Annotated in this window: 8 protein-coding genes; 2 read left to right on the forward strand and 6 right to left on the reverse strand. The window is 38.6% G+C overall.

Annotated elements, in window-relative coordinates; all coding sequences use genetic code 11:
• Window positions 1-14 precede the first annotated feature (14 nt).
• On the forward strand, window positions 15-1085 hold the full coding sequence (locus CG11_RS12865) for a hypothetical protein (protein WP_052596804.1): 1071 nt from the start codon (window positions 15-17) through the stop codon (window positions 1083-1085).
• A gap of 274 nt (window positions 1086-1359) precedes the next feature.
• Here the strand turns inward: CG11_RS12865 and CG11_RS12870 are convergent, their stop codons facing one another.
• Both CG11_RS12870 and CG11_RS12875 read right to left on the reverse strand, forming a co-directional pair.
• On the reverse strand, window positions 1360-2493 hold the full coding sequence (locus CG11_RS12870; RefSeq protein ID WP_052596806.1) for an FAD-dependent monooxygenase: 1134 nt from the start codon (window positions 2491-2493) through the stop codon (window positions 1360-1362).
• Window positions 2494-2573: 80 nt separating this feature from the next.
• Window positions 2574-2993 (reverse strand): DUF3995 domain-containing protein, encoded by a 420-nt coding sequence (locus CG11_RS12875; RefSeq protein WP_063833096.1) that lies wholly within the window; start codon window positions 2991-2993, stop codon window positions 2574-2576.
• Window positions 2994-3213: 220 nt separating this feature from the next.
• Between CG11_RS12875 and CG11_RS12880 the strand changes: the two genes are divergently transcribed.
• Window positions 3214-3846 carry a TetR/AcrR family transcriptional regulator gene (locus CG11_RS12880; RefSeq protein WP_052596807.1) on the forward strand — a complete coding sequence of 211 codons (633 nt, stop codon included), beginning with the start codon at window positions 3214-3216 and terminating at the stop codon, window positions 3844-3846.
• Window positions 3847-3985: 139 nt separating this feature from the next.
• Here CG11_RS12880 and CG11_RS12885 read toward each other — a convergent pair whose 3' ends face one another.
• From CG11_RS12885 to CG11_RS12900, 4 genes are all read right to left on the reverse strand, one after another.
• Window positions 3986-8875, reverse strand: coding sequence for a LamG-like jellyroll fold domain-containing protein (locus CG11_RS12885; RefSeq protein WP_052596808.1), 4890 nt, complete (start codon window positions 8873-8875; stop codon window positions 3986-3988).
• Between the two features lie 452 nt (window positions 8876-9327).
• Window positions 9328-11982, reverse strand: coding sequence for an OmpA family protein (locus CG11_RS12890; RefSeq protein ID WP_052596810.1), 2655 nt, complete (start codon window positions 11980-11982; stop codon window positions 9328-9330).
• A 95-nt stretch (window positions 11983-12077) separates the two neighbouring features.
• Window positions 12078-13004 carry a type IX secretion system membrane protein PorP/SprF gene (locus CG11_RS12895; protein WP_052596811.1) on the reverse strand — a complete coding sequence of 309 codons (927 nt, stop codon included), beginning with the start codon at window positions 13002-13004 and terminating at the stop codon, window positions 12078-12080.
• 62 nt (window positions 13005-13066) lie between these two features.
• Window positions 13067-20497 carry a gliding motility-associated C-terminal domain-containing protein gene (locus CG11_RS12900; RefSeq protein WP_231512793.1) on the reverse strand — a complete coding sequence of 2477 codons (7431 nt, stop codon included), beginning with the start codon at window positions 20495-20497 and terminating at the stop codon, window positions 13067-13069.
• Window positions 20498-20646 lie beyond the last annotated feature (149 nt).

Here is a 20646-nt window from a genome sequence, read left to right on the forward strand (position 1 = left end):
AAAATTAACTCATTATGTCAAACAAACAATCTGAAGTCAATACAAAAATTATCAAAAAATTAATTGCTCTTGCAAAAAAAAGAAATCAAATTATTAGCAAGGGTAAACTTAAGAATAAGCAAAACTTGCAAATTCAAAAACTTGCAAAGTTAAATATTCACCAACTTTCTTGTCAAATCAATGGAGAAAAGAATATTTCGATTTCCGAAAAAGACTGGCTTCAAATTAAGTCCAAATTCTCTACTTCTCTAATTTTGTGGGCTAGTAATATGGTAAAAGCTATCGATTTTGTTGAAAATAAATTGACAAAGACTAGTTCTTCCGGTAATGGTTTTTTAGTAAAGCTAACAATAGAACTAGGTACTCTATATATTGGTGGACCAATGACATCAATTCTCAAAAAAACCTATACACAGTACGGTCAAGCTATTGCCAAGGAGATTATTAATGGAACTACTGATGCTAGCCATAGTAATGCAAATGACAAAACTAGAGAAAAAGTAGAAGTGTTTTGCAGGAAATGGAGAACTGCATTGCAAAACTTTGCAAAAAATGCTACACTTCATGAAAAAATTATATTTCCACATTTTAAGCAAGCTTTAATTGCTAACTGTTCTTCTAAAAAAACAACCTTAAGTTTAAATGCGGCGTTAAGGGAAGTAACGTATCTCAACAAGAGACTACCTAGTGCTGATGTTTTAAAAATGGCTTTAATGATAGCATGGGTCAAGTCAAGTAAAGATGGTTTAGATTGGGACAATGGAAAAGCAGGAGTATTCAAAGTTACAATACAACTCTTGCAAAATAAGTGGAAAATCCACGAAGCATATATAGATGATGCCTCTAGAGGCAAAGACACAGCTGATGCTATGAAACTAATTTTCGGAATCAATACTCCCTTAGAACAGATTCCTTTAGATTTGTATCTAACCATCGTAAACCCTCTATCTTCTTCAGGCAAAATATGTAAAGCGGAAAAGAAAGGTTCTAACACATTAGCGTTTAAATCGGGCAACGAGCTTCTATTCAACTCATGGAAAAAAGCTGGCATTATTCCCAAAACAAAGGATTTAAAGGCTGAATAAATTAGCCTATTTTAGTACGAACAGAAAAGGATTACAATCCTTTTATACCTGTGGCACTACCAATTAATTGGCTCATAGCACCACAGGCAATCAGACATTTCGCAACCTTAATTATCGAGCATACAATTGCTTATTAAACATTCATATTCATTAGCAAGTTTGCAGCGTATCCAATAGAGACTATATCACAAAGCTAGGGGTAACTCTATGGATACAATGCAAACTTTTTTTTAGGACAGCACACCAATAAGTACGAACACCAATCTAATCAGGTCTAATAATCCAATTCAAATATTTTTTCCAATTGTTTGCGCCCCACCGACTCTGGAGTCATACGCATGGCTGCATTTCTAAAGGTTACTAAAAGTGGATTTTTGACATGTGCTAGTTTACCGATTTGCCAACTTGTTTTTATAATTTGACTGGCTTTGTTTTGGCGAATTTTTTGGTATGCATCAAAAGCATTCGTATAATCCTTTTGGCTCGTCAAACAGTCGGCCAATACCCAAGCACTCTCAATTGCTTGATTCGCGCCTTGTCCCATATTAGGAGTGGTAGCATGTGCAGCATCCCCCACCAAACAAACTCTTCCTTTGTGCCAAGTTTTTAGAATTTCTAAATCACTTAATTCTGCCGTAATGATTTTATCTTTAGGCGTTTTTTTAATCAACTCTTGAACCAAAGGGGCAAATTTTGAAAACAAGGGCGCTATATCAGTATTTGTAAACTCGTCGGCATTGTTTTGATAGCTAATACATGCAAACCAATAAATTTGTTTGTCTTCAATAGGAACAATTCCAAAACGACGATCACCTCCCCAAGCTTCTCGCATCAAGTTTCGTTTTTCGTCCCCCAAATCATGTGAAACAACTCCTCTCCAGCAAACTTGTTTGGCCATTCGCTCTTGAATCTTAGGAAAAATTGCTTGACGTACTCCCGAATGAATTCCATCTGCTCCAATCACCAAATCAGCTCGATGCGTGGTTCCATCCCAGAACTCTAGGTCCACCCCTTCTTTATGTTCCTTTAACGTTTTTAATTTTTTATTCAAATGTAAAGGCACCTTGGGCAATTGAGCTAACAAGATGCGATGAAGTGTCGCTCTATGAATGGCTACATTATTTAAAGAATAATGCGATTTAAAATACGCCATCCCATTTTCTGCTAAGATATTAAGAGCAGCATCCGTAATAGCCATCGTATCCAAACAATTGCCACTAGCTTCTAATTTTTGTGCCAATCCTAGACGTTGATAAACTTGCATTGCATTGATTGCCAAAGCTATTCCTGCACCTACTTTCTTAAATTCAGGAGTAGCTTCAAAAATTTCTACTTCAATTCCCTTTTGTTGCAAAGCTATTGCTAAGGTCAAGCCTCCAATTCCTGCACCGATTATTGTTACTTTCATAATAATATATTTTTACTGCAACCCCTCATACAATAACTATTTGATCATCAATCTATCGAGAGGAATTACTAATTTATTTTCTAGAGCAAAAAATAGGTCATCCACGCATTCAACGAAAGCAGCACACATAATGGCACATAATAGCGCGTATCGTTTTCAGCAAAAGCACCTGTTCGTTTTTTCTTGAACCAACCAACATAGTTAAAATCTCCAATAGCCCGCAAAGCAAAAATTCCCCCTATTACACCTAAACCAATACGCACATAATAAGTATCTATCCAAAAAACAAGTCCTATAGCATTCGCATGTATTAAAGCAAAGCCTAACAAGCCAACAGCAACAACCAAGGTTGCAAATACAGGAGGTCTAAACGCTACTGTTCCGTTATCTAGTTCAGGGATAACAGCATCTATCCCCCATTTTCCTCCCAAAGCCCAATAAACGTGTAATAAACTGATGAGAATAAAAATCATCATATTTAAGCTACTAAGTACCATCATAATTTTATTTTTAATCAACTTTAGGTCAAAGTTACTAAAAAAAAATTAACTTTAGGTCAAAGTTACTAAAAAATCAAAAAATAATTTTATCTCCTACAATCGAGGGCTTTTTTTGCATTCTAACTAAACTTCCATTCTCAAGATGAATAATATTCAAAATTCATTTTTTTATCTATCTTTAGGTCAATATTACTAATTTAAATACTTTAAAAGATTTTCTGTGAAATCTAAATCGACACCAAAAAATACAAAATCAAAAATATTAACAACCGCATTAAAGCTGTTTAATGAATTGGGCTTACCCAAAGTAACCTTGCGAAGTATTGCCAAAGAAATGGGAATTAGCCAAGGCAATTTGTGTTACCATTTTAAGAAGCGAGAAGACATTCTTGAGGCGCTGTATCTTCAACTAGTTACATTAATGGATAAAGAAGTACATCAAGCTGGCTTGAGTCTTCCTACACTTGCAAGCTCTTTTCAAACTTCTAAAAAAATGATGCAGCATTTTTTTAACTATCGCTTTTTTATGCTTGATTTTGTCCAAATCATGCGAGAAAACCAAACCATTCACTCGCATTACAAACAATTAAGTATCCTTAGACAACAACAATTTTTAGGCATGTTTGAGTTATGGATTCACGAAGGGCTTATGCGACCAGAAGAATTTAAAGGAGAATTACACAACCTCTATCTGCGCTCTAGTATATTAGGCGATTTTTGGTTGTCTGCAGCTATGGTGCAAGAAGATTTGAGTATGGATCTTGTTGACCAATACAATATGATTCTTTTTCAAAATTTATACCCTTACCTCACACCTAAAGGGAAAAAGCAATTTCATGAAATCATAGAGTAGTTGCTAAAATGGTCAAACAATAAATGCTCTAATTCCCTATTGGCAATTGACACCATAAAAATGGTGCAAATTTCCTATCTCCGAAATTTGCACCATTCTAAATCAGATAAAAATATTACTCATTACTAAAACCTAGAGCTTACTCTTTTACAAATTTATAAGTAGATATTTCATCATCATCCGTTGTTAAGACAAACGTATAGGTACCACTAGGCAACGTACGTACACAATCTAAAACAATTGTTTGATTGGTCTGAATCGAATGCTTTTGTTCGTACAACCGTTTACCTTCCATATTCAAAATAGAAAACATAGCATTAGATACTTGTTTGGGCAATTGCTTAAAAGTAAGGTGCAATTCCTGCCCAACAGGATTCGGATAAATTTTCCAGTCGATGTACTTTCCACTGGATTGACCATTTACTGCTCTAATGTCTGAATAACTGATAGTTCCATCAAAGTCCATTTGCTTTAAGCGATAGTAACTAGTTTCCAAGCTACTATTTTCGTCTATATATTGATAATGATTGGTTACAACCGAATTCCCTTTTCCATTCACCCATCCAATCTCACTAAAGGAGCTCTCTCCTTCCAACATGCGTTCAATTTGAAATCCTTGATTGTTAATTTCAGTAGCAGTTGCCCAATTTAACAGCACTTCATCTACATTTTGGCGAGTTGCCTTAAATTCTATTAACTCTACTGGCAAACCACCGTTGGCATTGGCAAACACAACTTGACTAAAGCTAGTAATTCCTGCGGAATTATCAAATACGACACTTCCATTATGACCACTGGTAGCGGTATTTGCATTCGCTAAGGCACTTCCCCAACTAGCTCCATAATCATTAGAAGCTCTTTTGTAAACACCTAAGGGAGAAGAAGCCTCTGGTTGAGCAGCATCGGAAGGGTCAATATAACCAACATTGAGTAAGGATAAACTTGTTAAGGTTGTGAAAGTGGTATTGCTGCCATAGTTTCGAATCACAAAATATTCATCATCTGCTTGCCCTCCTATAGTATTGGCACCGTGCGGACTTTCTGTTTCTAATCTAGAAACCACCACATCTCCATCTGGTGTTGTTGCTCCAAATTCTATTCCCATTCCCACACTCGAATAATTCGCTGTAAATGGTCCAATGTTGGGAATCGTAAGCGTTTGAGAAATACCTCCAGCTACTGCCACCTCCGAAGCTTGATAAGCTGTATTAGTCATATTAACCGTTACCCCATGGGCGGTGCCCAAAGCATCTTTGACACCGTTGGCTGTACCTGTTGGATCATCTGTATTAAATTGATAATAAGCGACTAAATTGGCTTCTGTCCCTTTGAGTGTTAAATGCATATTTTCTCGAATATCCGATAGGGTTCGGGCTGCATTCCAAACTCTAACTTCATCAATGCAACCATTCCAATGACCAACGCCTGCCCAACCTCCAATTTTGAAGGTAGAAGCCGAGACATCAAAGGTTCCTGATTGTACGATAGAGTTTTGCTCTATTCCATTAACGTAAATCCTCATTGCGGTGCCATCATAAACACCAACAATATGATACCACTCATTCGCTGTCATGGTCATCCCTGCGGCAACGGTTACCCATGTAGGACCAAAATTGAGCAAAAATTGTGGTTCTCCATTAATCGCTTGCAAGGCATAAGCATCATCTCCACCTACATCTCCAAACTTAGTGATAATTTTCTGATCACCACTAGTAGTTGTCATTTTAACCCATGCTTCTAAGGTGATATTATTGGTCATATTAAACCTTGCTAAATTTCCAAAATCAATATAATCATCTACACCATCAAAGGCATACATATTTCCTCTAACAGGACTTATCCCATCTGCACTTTCTTGAACCACCATAAACTGTCCCAACACTTCAATATTAAGAAATGTAACCGTCGTATTTGTCAAAGCAGAAGCAATCGCTATTTCTTGCCAAGCTCCATCTGCGTTCATTGCTCTGTGATACAAACGGTATTTTAGAGGATCTAAACTGTTAAATGTCCCCGAAGGAAAAGTAAATGTAAAGTTTCCTGTAGAGGTCCCTGTTGTAGAGGAACTATTGATCGTCCAAGTAGGATTGTTATAAATAGTGGTTGCAGTAGCTCCTGAGATTGTATTCGGAGTATAGTTCTGATAGGTTACGGTTATATCTTCTGCCCCTGTCTTTGCTGTAAAATCAATATCCAAATGAGCATTAGAAAAAGACTGAACTCCTGTCGTAGCAATAGCTGCAATCGTTTGACTATTGGAAGGGTTAGAATTGCCTGTATTCACCCCTGAACTTATTCGTGCAGCACCATTTACCAAGGTGGCTGGATTATTTCCTACCACATCTTCTGTTGCAGTACCTGATGTTTCATTCAATTGATAATAGGAAACCAACCCTGTCTCACAGCCGCTTAATGTCAAGTGCATATTTTCTCGAATCAACTGCTCTGTTCTAGCAAGGTTCCACAAACGAATTTCGTCCAGCTCAATGTTAGATGGTTTGTTATTATTATCAGAACGCTTACCTATATGAGCGTTGCCTGTTCCCGAAGGAGTTGTTGTTGCAACAGGATCCGAACTCAACGATTGGCGAATACCATTGGCATAGAATTTAAGGCGATTTCCTGCCGAAGCGGTGCCATCAAAAGTAACAGCAATATGCGTCCATTCACCAACAGGAACCGACAAATTAGGGGCATTAGCTGTTTGACTTGTTCCATTACAAATACTAATTTTTATAAATTGGTTGGTAGCCTCTGTTCCTCCATTCCCCAAGAAAATTTCAATCCTACTAGTATTGTTCAAACGCTTCGAGAAAATACGTTCTGAATTTACATCAATCGTAATCGGCTTAATCCATGTTTCAAACGTAAAACCAGATTGATTTTCTAAAGCTGTTGTTGCTCCTAAATCAATATAATCATTTGCCCCATCTAAAAGCACGCTATTTCCTCTATTCTCATCGATTCTACTCTCAAAAAGAGGACTGCCGATGTCACCAATATCGTTGGCAAAAGCATTGGCATCTGCCGTTGCATCATTGCGTTCATATCCCAAGGTTCCCGATACATCATTTCCAGAACGATTGACCCCCGGACTAGCTTTGCTACCAAATACGCTTGTCGTATAAGTTACCTCTGTATAGTGCGTTGCACGCCCCTCTATTTCATCATTTTGATAGGCAACCGACCAAACAACAGTACCTAAATCATCCTCTAATACAATTTCGTCGTTACCGTTGTTTAATATCATTGCAACTTCGACTACTTGATTATTCGCACAGCCCTTCATCCAATGTTGCTCAAATTCACTTTTATCTCTTGCTAAGATTAAAGATGCTCCAGCGGGTAAAAACAAATCTGTTGCCGAAATAAGGGCATTATCAGTATCTTCATCTTTCAAACGCCACCCTCTTAAATTAACCGCAGCGCTGCCATAATTATAAATTTCCACCCACTCCTCTTCTGCGTCTATTCCAGAGGGATTTGCCAACCACTCTACAATAGCTACCTCTGGACCTGCTGGAGGAACATCGCTATAAGCGACCACAAAACCATCGTGATTAGGAGAAGCACTTGCAGCACTAAGAGTTGCCGTTCCGTTAGGATCAAAATCAACATTGTTACCACCAAAATAACCTGTCAGGTAAATCCTATTGTTATTAGCATCAATGCCATAAGCTCTATCATTATCCGCCCCTTCTATCGCAAAAGCATTTAGATAAGCTCCACCTGTCGTGTATTTTGCTAAAAAAGCTTCATCACTAGTGGCTCCTCCCTGTGCTGTAATCGTTGCTGTGTTTGGGCTAGGGTCAAAATCCATTGCGTTCTCAAAATAACCCGTTAGATACAAATTTGAACCGTCAATAGATATATCTAAACCTTCGTCTGAATTGGCTCCACCAATTCCAAATCCCCATACATTTACTCCTGATGAATTATACTTAGAAACAAAAATGTCGTTTCCTCCTTGTGCACTGATACTATTGCTGCCTCCTATCGGGTCTAAATCAACCGTATTTTGGAAAGCACCAGTAATGTATACATTTCCATCCGAATCTATTTCTAGTTCCTCGACTCTTTCTGTTCCAGTAGAGCCAAAATCAACTACCCAGTTACACAAGCCATTTGAAGTATTGTACTGTGCTAAAAAAGCATCATAACCGCCAACAGGAGTGCGTTGTATAGGAGTTCCTAGAGGATTAAAATCAGTAATTGCATTTCTAAAACGTCCTCCTACATAAACGATACTGCCGTCAACTTTTACATCGTGCCCATAATCTGTGTCCGTTCCTCCTATACTTAAATCCCACTGATGGATACCATTGGCATCATACTTAATTAAAACCGCATCACTACTATTGTTAGACGTATTCAGAAAATGCGCTGTTCCTAAGGAATTAATGTTGATGCCTCCTCCCAAATTATCGTCCAGACGTCCAGTCACATAAATATTATTAGCCGCATCTACATCCACTCCTAAAAACTCATCACTAGAACTGGTCGAGCCCATTCCCATTACCCAAATACACTGCCCTGATGCATTGTATTTGGCAACAAAAGCATCTGAAAAACTACCTGTGTTATTGCTTGTTAGAGAAACTGCATTGCCTCCCCTTGGAGCGAAATTAACATTTACGCCTCTATATTGTCCTACTATAATAATGTTGTCTGCACCGTCTACTGCTACATCATATACTCTTGTATCTTCAGAAAAACTAGTAGTAGTAGCCCCTAGATTCATTGCCCAAATTAGAGCACCATTCAAATCATATTTGGCAACAAATCCATCGTAATTAGAAGCCGAAGAAAGATTGGTAACGCCAGCATCCATGTCAAAATCTGCAGTTTCTCTAAATCGACCTACTACATAGATGTTGGTTGCTTTATCTTCAATAATAGCATTCGGCTGTACATTGTGTAGGGGATTGGCGATGCTTCCAACCCAATCTAAGGTTTGTGCATTACTAGAGTAATAAAAGCAAAAATAAAAGCAGAGGAATACCCATTTAGTGTAATTTGAGTGTGTCATATTGGTGTAATTTGAGTGATTTTTTAAGCATTGGGAGCTACCTAAAAAGCAAGTGTTTATCCTAATTTTGTATGTACCATATTAATAAAATAGTATCTCGGGGGAGTCATATTATCTCATTAGTAGTTTGTTGGACTTATATATATTAATTGTGTAAAGTACTGATATTATACCTATTGTTATTCACAAAAGCCTATTTTTATCCATTGCACATTATAGAATTAACATAATTTACATTCCAATTATTAAACAATAAATTCAACGGCATACCTTTCTAAAAAGCAAGCAGTATACCTCTATCATGTATGCAAAAAATAGAAGACTTGTTACTTTATGAGCTAGACAATTCCTATTAAAATCAAAGATGACCACCAACAAATTGTTGGCAGTCATCTTCATCATTATTATACTTGTTACACCAAATCACTTGAACACCAAGTGGAAAAAAAACTTTAATTTCTTTTAGGGTCCACTCGTGTAGGTTCATTATTTTGATAATAAACTTTGATGTATTCAGCTTGGTCAAAAGACGTAATTAGCACTTCTGTACGTCGGTTGCGTTGATGTTCGTATTCATTACAATCAACATTATCCTTACAATTGTTCTGAAGGCGATTTTCTCCATACCCAATAGCATTTATTCTATTAGCAGCAATTCCTTTTCGAACCAAATACTCTTTGGCAGATTTTGCTCTATTCTCTGACAATTGCTTGTTGTATTTATCCGTTCCTCGGCTATCTGTATGTGATGACAATTCAATTTTCATACTAGGAAATTGCTGCATCAAGGCTGCCAAGCGATCCAAATCAGGAGAAGCATCGTCTCGGATATAATATTTATCAAAATCATAAAAAATATCCCTCATTTGAATGATGTCTCCTTCCTTTAAGCTTTCTGTTATCGTCTGTCCAGCAATGGTAATTGGTTCTCCTAGTTTGTCAAACCCTGGCGTCATCAACAATTCAGTTACAACAGGCTTACAATCTTCGGCTTTTACTAAAGAAAGAATCTTATTGGAGCCTATGAAGTTATTTTTGCGTGCTTTTACCACATAGTCGCACCCACATTCCAATGGAAAAGCAAATAATCCTGTTTTGTCTACTGTAATGACAGACTCTTCTCCTGTGCAACGATCTAATAAAGTAACTTCTGTTCTAGGCAATGGACGGTTGTACTCCTTATTTAAGACCACTCCTGTTACATAAGGTTGTCCTTTGGGCAATGGCTTTCCGTCTGGGCCTCTCAAACTACTAGGGTCTATGTTATAATTAGGATTACTGCCATTTGGATTAATCGTACCATTAGGGTTGTTAGGATCATTTGGGTTATTGGAATTGTTCGAATTATTGGAATTCCAAGAGTTTGCATAGACATCTGTTCCTTTACTCATACCTACACAAAATTCCTCAAGTTCAATATCCGCAGGCATCAAGAAGTATTCTTGCACCTCCAAATACCCCTCTTTTTTCACTTCAAAAACATACTCTTGACTGGCATATAAACTGTATAAGAAAGTTCCTTCATCATCGGTTTCATACACTTCACCTTTTTCTTCATTTAATCCTTCGATCCAATCCTCGTCACCTTTCAACTGAATGACATATTCATTGGATCCCTCTCGGACAGGGGTAAGGCTTAATATAATATTCTGCCCGTTTTTAATTCCTATTTTTTCACGCAAATCATCCGACAAAGTAGCAGAGTTAGCTTTACGAATCGTTACAGTAGCCCCTTCTATTCTGGCGTTCGTAGCCTTGTCATAAACACAAATTTCAATTGGCATCAAAGGCTTTGGTTTAACTGATTCTAAAGAAGCTTCATTCAATTGAAAATGATAAATATCATCTTGTCCCTTTCCTCCTAAACGATTACTCGTTAAATACCCTTCTGTACCTTCTGGATTTAAAATAAACCCAAAGTCATCGTGTGGAGAATTAAAAGGTACCCCTATGTTCATCGGAAAAGACCATTTGGTCAAGGTATCATTTCCCATTGACATTGCCATAAACAAATCTAAGCCCCCTACACCTCCATGACCATTAGAGGAAAAATACAAACGTCCATCTGCATAAATATAAGGGAACACTTCATCGCCTGCGGTATTAATATCTGGTCCTAAATTAACAGGTGTTGTCCAGTTATTGCCTACCCAATAGCTCACATATAAATCCATTCCTCCTTGACTGTTCTCTCCTGCGCTACTAGAAAAAACCATAACACGTTCATCAGCCGATAATGCTGGATGACAAACATCAATGTTGTCATCGTTAAAAGGCAATTCTGTTACTTCTTTCCACAGTCCTTTTTTGAGAACAGCGGAATAAATCTTTAATTTGGTAATTCTGTCCTTGCTTTTCCCACGCTTTCCATTTTGATAATTATTGCGAGTAAAAAATACCCGCTGCTCATCATCCGTAAAAGTAACTGGTCCTTCATGAAATTTTGTATTCAATTGATCTGAGAAGGTGCTAGGTTCTGAAAATCGAGTACCATTTAAAGGTGCATAATACAAATCCATACAATTTTCATTCAACCACTGATCTACTTTTTCTAAAGAAGCCATCTTTCTGGTAGAAACAAATACTAGCCCATCTTGATAATACATAGGACTAAAATCTAAGTTAGCTGTATTTAATTCCTCTACATTTCGAAGTTTTACAGCTCCTTTGGCTTTGAAATCAGCAACTTGATTACAAGCTTCGTATCCTTCTATTGCTCGCTCATCTTCTACTGTAATTTGATCTGCCTTTAAAGCCTGATGGCACTTTTTGTACTCCTCTCCTGCCTTAAAATAATAGCCATTGGCTTGCAAAGCTTGTGCGTAATACAACCTATATAGCGGCGTATCATCTCCTTGCTCAATTAAAGTGCGGTAAATCTTCTCTGCATTTTTAAAATCCCCTACTTTGCGATAGCTTACACCTAATTTAGATAATGTCTCTCTATCGTACTTAGTCCATTCTCCGCCTCCCATCAGGGCAATATATTCTGCATACCCTAGGTTTTTGAAGTACCGCTCCGCTTTAGCACTATTTCCTTTTGTTTTTTGCGCCCATACTGGTTGCCAACAGTATATCAACACAACAATAAGTATACTATATTTCATGCTTAATAATTTTAATTTTAACTAACATAGTTTTAATTGGTAGTTAGCTACCCTACTACAATTGTTTAATCATTAGACTACTAAAAGATTGTTTTTTAGAAAAAGCGAGGATTGTGTAATCGCTTGCCTTTCATACAACAAAAACAGTACTCTAACATCACCTCTATACTTCCCGCATTGTATTGTTGTAAAGGAGTTAAGGTAAAATCATACGCAGCTGAAATAGTAAATTGAGGAACTATCCTCCACTGGATCAACCCATCTATAGAATCCCCAACTCGATACGTAACCCCTACCAATACTTTTTCGAAAAAGACAAAACTCAAATTTATATCCGCATCAAAAGGCGTGTCAGGAACATATTTAAGCAATACATTGGGTTGAATACGCACATTCTTAGCAATTTCAAAAGAAGCCCCTCCCATCAAAAAATAATGCTGTTCTAACTCTGGCTCAATAGACGAATTGGCATTGTTGTTAAAGTCAATTCGATTTCTAAACAGTCGAGGCATTGAAAAACCAACATACCAATTGCGAGCCTGATAATATGCTCCCGCTCCGAAATTTGGCAAAACCTTACTGGACACAGCTGCAGGAACCGACTGATCAACTGTCTGTGTTAATTTGGCATTATCCCAACGAATTGTCATGTAAGAGACTGTACCTCTTAAGCCTAAACTCAAAAAAGATTCGTTCTTAAATCGAATTCGATAAGCGTAACTCAAATCAAAGTTCCAACGATCGGTCAAACCAATTCTATCGTTGGTTATAGACAATCCTAGCCCCATTCGACGTTTCCATACAGGCGCATGGATGTTTAGAGTTGCTGTTTGAGGTGCTCCATCTATTCCCATCCATTGGTTTCGATAAATAGCAGCAATACACAGCGCTTTCTTGCTTCCCGCATAAGCAGGATTAAAATATAATTTATTAAACATGAACTGCGTATACTGAGCATCTTGTTGCGCCCATACACCTACACTAGTCCAGACCAAAACAATAACTAAAATCAATCTAAGCATGATTCTTATTTTTTATTTTTTATAAAGACTAGTGAGATTAAATCTCACTAGCTTTTTTTCTCTTATCGTCTTACTTCAACAAAACCTTGGAAACGCTGGCCGTCTGCTAATTCCATAATATAGAAATAAGTTGCATCTGGCACAGGAACACCATTATGAGTTCCTCCCCAATCGTTTTTATAATTATCATTCTCGTACATCAGATCTCCCCAACGATTATAAACAGCAAACTTAGTTCCTTCCAAGCCATCTAAACAAGGTACAATGAAAGTCTCATTAGCATCGTCATTATTAGGTGTAATCATATTCGGGAAGTTGCATTCCGTCCCACCTTGTACATCTATTGTAACCAAAGCGGTATCACAGTAAATAGCTGGACAATTCGGATTACACAGTTGATAAATAAAACGTTGATCTACTAAGACATCTTGCAAAAACAAATCAAATTCACCTGTTCCCAAATTATCTAGTGTACCGCTAGCGATGGATTCTGATATTGTAATTACCCAATTATTATTCAGCCCATCATTCGGAGTAACATCAATCGTATTACCATTGCTATTATAAATAACTACAAAACTATCGGCATTAGCAATTGGTGCAGAATCCATAGTAATCACTATCGTGTCTGAAGAGTAGTCTCTACAAGCACCGTTTGACAAGGTCCAAATAAATTCATTTGACCCTAGGCTTAAGTTTAACAACTCTGTTCTAGTACTTGGAGGTGTCACAATAGTTGCCGTCGTTGTTGTTGTCCACATTCCTGCCCCTATACTTGGTGCTGTTGCACTAACAATCGCCGTATCAATTCCACAGATGACAAAATCTTCTCCTGCATAGGCAGCATCTGTAGGTAAAGTACTTACTTGAACAATTACTTGATCCCTATCATAATCTCGACAAGGTCCATTCGATACCGACCAAGTAAAGGTGTAGGTAGAATCTAGTTGTAGCCCTGTTGCCGTAGTCATCGCTGCATTAGGATCTGTAATAACAACCCCTGCACTAGATTGATTAAACGGCTGTGTCCAACGACCTGTAGCTACATTCGGCGCTATTGCCATCAGTTGTGCTGTATCCTCGTTACAAAGATTAATATCTAAACCTGCATTGGCAGTATCTACCGAGAAGGTTGGCGTGACGATAATCAACATGGTGTCTATAGAATAATCTGCACAGCTTCCATTACTCAACGACCAATAAAACGCTACCGTATCTGTTGGTATATTTACAATATTAGAATTACTCAATGTAGGATTTACGATAACTGCTGATGAATTACTAGACCAAACTCCTGTGCTAAAAATTGGATTGTTTGCATCCATTGTAACAGAATTACCAGTACACAAAACAATATCTGGACCAGCATAGGCTACCTCTGGAGGTAAAGCATTAATAGTATATTGAACGTCATCAGTGCTAAAGTTGGCACATCCAAAAGTGGACAATGTCCATGTGAAGGTGTACACTTGCCCTGCTTGAATTCCTGTTACAGAAGAATTAGGATTCGTAGGGTTCGTAATTACAATACCTTGACTCGCCTGCCCCGCAGATTGTGTCCAAATTCCAGTACTTGTTGTTGGAACTGCTGCTGATAACATAATCGAATCTACTCCACACAAAACTTCATCATATCCTGCAAAAGCCAAATCTGTACTTGCTGGTGAAATGATTACCGTAACAGAGTCTACAGAATAATCAACACAGGCTCCATTTGACAAGGTCCAATAGTAAGTGGTTGTATCTTCTGCTATATTTACGACCAAAGAATTAGGATCGACAGGTGTCACAATTGTAGCTGTGTCATTGGTTGTCCAAAAACCTGTCCCTATCGGCGGAGCTAGCCCATCTAATTGTACAGCGTTGCCTCCACACAAGATAGTATCTTCTCCTGCATAAGCAACATTGGTTGGCAAGACATCAATCGTAATTAATACCTGATCGGAAGAATAATCAACACAACCTCCATTCGTCAAGGTCCATGTAAAGGTGTAGGTTACCCCTGGCATTAAATTGCTCACAGTAGTTGCGGTATCTGTTGGATTATCTATTACAGCACCTAAACTTGCTTGCGAAGGCGTTTGTGACCAATAGCCACCTCCTACACTCGGTGCAACAGCATTTAAGGTAACAACACTTTGTGCGCAATACGCAGAATCTAAGCCTGCATCTGCCACATCTGAAGAAGGAGTTGTCACGGTGACAATGACTGTATCACTATCATAGTCTTGGCAAGTTCCATTACTCAATGTCCAGATAAAAATGTTTTGTCCAGCACTCAAACCAGAAACAGTTGAATTAGGTTGTGTTGGATTACTTATCGTAGCACTTGAAGTAGTAGTCCATAATCCCATCGCAACCGTAGGTACTGATGCAGCGAGGTTAGTGGTCGTTGCTACCCCACATAAATTAATATCATTTCCTGCAAAGGCATTGTCTGGTGGTGTTGCATTAACCGATATTGTTGTAACATCACTAGAATAATCTTGACAAGTTCCATTGCTCAACGTCCATGTAAAGGCATAGGTTGTTCCCGCATTTAGACCAACGACCTGTGTATTCGGATCATTTACGTCTACAATAACCACTCCTTGTGCCGCTTGTGCTGCTGTTTGTGACCATGTACCAAATCCAGAACTAGGCATTGTTGCCCCCAATGTCAACGCATTAACACTACAAACAACTTGATTATTGCCTGCTTCTGCTGTATCTGTCGTTGTTGAAACGACTACCAAAACACTATCTGTAGAATAATTCTGACAAGTCCCATTGCTTAATGTCCAAACAAAAACACTTGTATCTTGTGGCAAGTTAATGACCGTTGTATTTGCTAAAGTAGGATCAATGATCGTTGCTGACGAAGTACTGGTCCACATCCCTGTACCATATTGAGAAACAAAGGCATCTAGATTTGCCGTATTTTGATTACACAATAAAATGTCTACTCCTGCATAAGCATTATCAGGAGGCGATACATCGACATTAATTTGAACCATATCTGTACTATAATCTGTACAATTTCCATTACTTAGCGTCCATGTAAAGGTATAATTATTTCCTTGCTGCAATCCTGTAACTGTCGTATTTGGATTCGTTGGATTCGTAATAACAATTCCTTGTCCTGCTTGACTAGCACTTTGTGTCCATTGTCCTGTTGCAGTACTTGGATTAGCAGCAGTTAGGGTAGCACTAGTTTGTCCACATAAGTTTTGATCTAGCCCTGCATCTGCTACATCTGTGCTTGCTGGTGTTACCTCAACAACCATAGAATCAACTGAAAAATCTATACAAGCTCCGTTGCTCAATGTCCAATAGAAAGTACTTGTTCCTGTTGGCAAATTGTAAACTGCCGAGTTGGCTAGATTAGGGTTGGCAATAGTTGCTCCAGAGTTGGTTGTCCAGAAACCAGTAGCACTATTTGGTGGCGTAGCATCTAAAGTCGTCGTGAAACTATTACAAAGATTGATGTCATTTCCTGCAAACGCTGCGGTGCTTGGTACCTGATCAACGATTGCTGTAGTAGTACTTGAAGCAGCACTTGAACAAGAATTGAGAGTTGTGATAACATAATAGTCGCCAGCATCTGCCACAGTAGCCCCAACTATCGTTAAAGTCTGTCCTGTTCCAACTGACACGTTAGAAGCATTAAACCATTCATAGGTCGTTCCTGCTGCGCCAGCATTGGCTGACAAAACAATATTACTTCCTTCACAAATAGGTGTATTATTAGATACAATCAAAGGTGTAGTTGGTGTTGGATTAACAACAACTTGAAGACTCGTGTCTTCTGAACGACAACCATTCGCATCTATAACATACAAACTATATTTTCCTGAATCTACAACAGTAGCAGCATTAATTACAGTTGGACTTTGCTGGTTAGAACTAAAACCATTGGGACCTGACCATACGTAAGCACTCGCATTTGTTGTTGTCGTTAAGACAATTGCATCTCCTTCACATACCGTAATATTTGACGGCACATTTGGAGTTGTTGGCGTTGGGTGCACCACTACAGTTGTCGCACCAGCAGCCGAAGTACAGCCATTAACAGTAATAACTAAGTAGAAAGTACTATCTGTTGTAATATTGTTAATCGTTGGATTTTGGCTTGTTGCAACTAAGATAGTTAGTGCAGCATCTGCATACCACTCATAAGTCGCACCACTTATAAATGAAGTTGATAAATTCACAGAACTTCCTCGACACACAGGTCCATTATTAAATACGGCTTGTGCTGCTGGAATACTGTGAATGGTTACAGATTCTGGGTTTGACAAAATAGACTGACAACCATTCGCATCCATCGTCATTAAAGTCCAATTTCCATCTTGGTAGAACGCATTAGATGGCAAAATAACCAACGTATTGACCGTTGTCAAAGTATCTGCACCATCAGGTGCCACCCATCGATAAGTTGTTGCGGTTGCAGTTGTACTTAGTACCAAACTATCTCCATCACAAATAGCGCTATTACTACTCAATACAGGTTGTACAGGATTTGGATGTACACTAACTTGAACACTAGTATCTCCACTTGGACAACCATTCGCATCTATAATAAATAGAGTATAAGTTCCAGAATCTACCAAGCTTGCACTCACAACGGATGGATTTTGAAGATTGGATGTAAACCCATTCGGTCCTGTCCAATTATACCCTGCTGCGACTGTAGTAGTACTCAACACAATATTGTCTCCTTCACATACTGCAAAATCTGCTGGCACAGCTGGTGTTGCTGGAACAGGGTATGTGCTGACAGTAGTTGACCCTGCTAGAGAAGAACAACCATTTACAGTAACTACTATGTAGAAAGTACTGTCTGTTGTAATATTACTAATCGTAGGATTCTGATTAGTTGCCACTAAAGTAGTTAACGTAGCATCTGCATACCATGCATACGTAGCACCACTAACAGTAGTTGTTGACAATTGTGCAGTACCTCCTATACAAATAGGTCCATTATTAAAGGCTGCAGGAGTACTAGGTATTGGATTAATATCAATAGTAATGGTATTCGACTCTGAACGACAGCCTGTAATCGTATCAATACAGATCATATACCAATCTCCTGACAAATAATTTGAATCTGTAGATGGAATATTGGTCGTACTTCCTATGGTCCAAAGGACATTATTTCCTCCTGGTGTTCCTAAGGTACCAGTACTATTTCCATTTGGTCCTATCCATTGTGATTGTCCACAATTCGTGCTAGAACTCAATGTCAATGTATCTCCGAAGCAAATAGGACTATTGCTTGTAATCGTAGCAATAGGTGGGTTGGCATTTACTGTAACTTGTACAGAAGTATCCAAACTTTGGCATCCCCATGTATTGGTTACATATAGATGATAACTTCCTGCATCTACTAAAGTAGCATTCACAACACTTGGGCTTTGCAAATTAGACTGGAATCCATTCGGTCCTGTCCAAAAATAGCTGGTTGCATTCGTTGTTGTTGTTAATACAATTGCCTCTCCTTCACATACTGCAAAGTCCGCAGGCACATTTGGAGTAGCTGGAGTTGGATAAATTCTAATGATCTCTTCAGCAGGCAATGACAGACATCCATCGATCCATACCACCAAACTATAAGCTCCTGTATCTTGAACAGTTGCATTAGGTAGTACCAAAGAGGGAACAAAAGTGGTATCCAAATTACCATTAGGCAAGGTCCATATATAACGCACGTCTGTTCCAAAATAAGCTTGAGTTGTTAATGTCAAATCATTAGTCCCTTCACAGAATGGAGCATTGTGTGCAATAGTAGGTGTTTGAGGCTTCGGATAAATGGTTACCTCAACCGTAGAAACAGCTTCACACCCTAACGAATCCGTTACAGTCAAAATATAACTTCCTGCATTGAATGGATAAATATTTGGAATGACAGGATTCTCTAAATGAGAGGTAAATCCATTCGGTCCTGTCCACCAATAGGTTGCAATTGGTCCAACGGCATTCGCTTGCAAGAATAAAGTATCTAATTGACACAATGGTGTATACGTTGGATTCGGTATTACTGGTGTTGGATTAACAACAATAGTTGTAGAGTCCGCCAATGAGGTACAACCGTTTACCGTCGCGACCACATAGTAGGTCTCAGAACTCATCATACTAGAAATGATGGGAGTTCTAGATGTAGAAATCAACGTTGTTAAAGTAGCATCACTGTACCAACGGTACGACGCTCCTGTTATAAACGTAGCACTCAATTCTCCATCTTCTCCAGCACAGATTGGTCCATTATTAAACGCAGAAACAACTGGTATTGGATTTATCTCAATAGTAATAGTATTTGATTCAGAACGACAACCTGTAATCGTATCAATACAGATCATATACCAATCTCCTGATAAATAATTTACATCTGTAGACGGAATATTCGTAGTACTTCCTATTGTCCAGAGAACATTATTTCCTCCTGGTGTTCCTAAAGTACCACTGCTATTTCCATTTGGTCCTATCCACTGTGACTGACCGCAATTCGTGCTAGAACTCAAAGTCAATGTATCTCCGAAACAAATAGGACTATTGCTTGTAATCGTAGCAACAGGTGGGTTACCATTTACTGTAACCGTTACCGTCGTATCACCACTCTCACAACCATTTCCATCTACAATCGACAAGGTATATACGCCTGCATTCGATGCGGTCGCATTGGTGATCACTACTGGATTTTGAACGTTTGAGGTGAAACCATTCGGTCCACTCCAATTATAACCTGATGCTACCGTACTTGTACTCAATGTTATGTTATCTCCTTCACATACCGCAAAATTGGCGGGTACATTTGGTGTTGCTGGTGTTGGATATACGATGACAGTTGTCGAACCAGCTACAGAAGAACAGCCATTTACCGTCACTACTAAATACCAAGTCGTATCCGTGCTGATGTTAACAATCATCGGATTTTGAGCCGTAGACACTAAGCTCGTCAAACTAGAATCGCTGTACCAAGCATAACTCGCACCCGATACCGTGGCTGTACTCAAATTTGAATTCCCTCCCTCACAAACTGGTCCATCGTTAAATACCGCGGGTTGTGCTGGGTTCGCATTGATAACTACTGTCGCTACTGACGATGGCATAGACGTACATCCTGATGCATTGGTTGTTACCAACATCCAATCACCCGATTGATACAAGCTATTATTAGAACTTATTGACAAGATATTTGTCCCTGTTGTTATCCTTGATCCATCTGGCGCAATCCATTCATAACTCGTTGCCAACGCTGTTGTACTCAATTCTAAAGTATCTCCAAAACAAATCGCAGAATTGCTGCTTAGTACAGGCGTCACAGGTATTGAATCTACCGTAACCGTTACCGTCGTATCACCACTCTCACAACCATTCCCATCTACAATCGACAAGGTATATACGCCTGCATTCGATGTTGTCGCATTGGTGATTACTACTGGATTTTGAACGTTTGAAGTGAAACCATTCGGTCCACTCCAATTATAACTTGATGCTACTGTACTTGTACTCAATGTTATGTTATCTCCTTCACATACCGCAAAATTGGCGGGTACATTTGGTGTTGCTGGTGTTGGATGTACGATGACAGTTGTCGAACCAGCTACAGAAGAACAGCCATTTACCGTCACTACTAAATACCAAGTCGTATCCGTGCTGATGT

It is taken from the genome of Aureispira sp. CCB-QB1 (assembly GCF_000724545.1).
Taxonomy (GTDB): domain Bacteria; phylum Bacteroidota; class Bacteroidia; order Chitinophagales; family Saprospiraceae; genus Aureispira.

Bases quoted from the DNA above. Each gene is read 5' to 3' on its own strand.
- CG11_RS12865 (WP_052596804.1), top strand. From the start codon at position 15: ATGTCAAACAAACAATCTGAAGTCAATACAAAAATTATCAAAAAATTA.
- CG11_RS12870 (WP_052596806.1), bottom strand. From the start codon at position 2,493: ATGAAAGTAACAATAATCGGTGCAGGAATTGGAGGCTTGACCTTAGCA.
- CG11_RS12875 (WP_063833096.1), bottom strand. From the start codon at position 2,993: ATGATGGTACTTAGTAGCTTAAATATGATGATTTTTATTCTCATCAGT.
- CG11_RS12885 (WP_052596808.1), bottom strand. From the start codon at position 8,875: ATGACACACTCAAATTACACTAAATGGGTATTCCTCTGCTTTTATTTT.
- CG11_RS12890 (WP_052596810.1), bottom strand. From the start codon at position 11,982: ATGAAATATAGTATACTTATTGTTGTGTTGATATACTGTTGGCAACCA.
- CG11_RS12895 (WP_052596811.1), bottom strand. From the start codon at position 13,004: ATGCTTAGATTGATTTTAGTTATTGTTTTGGTCTGGACTAGTGTAGGT.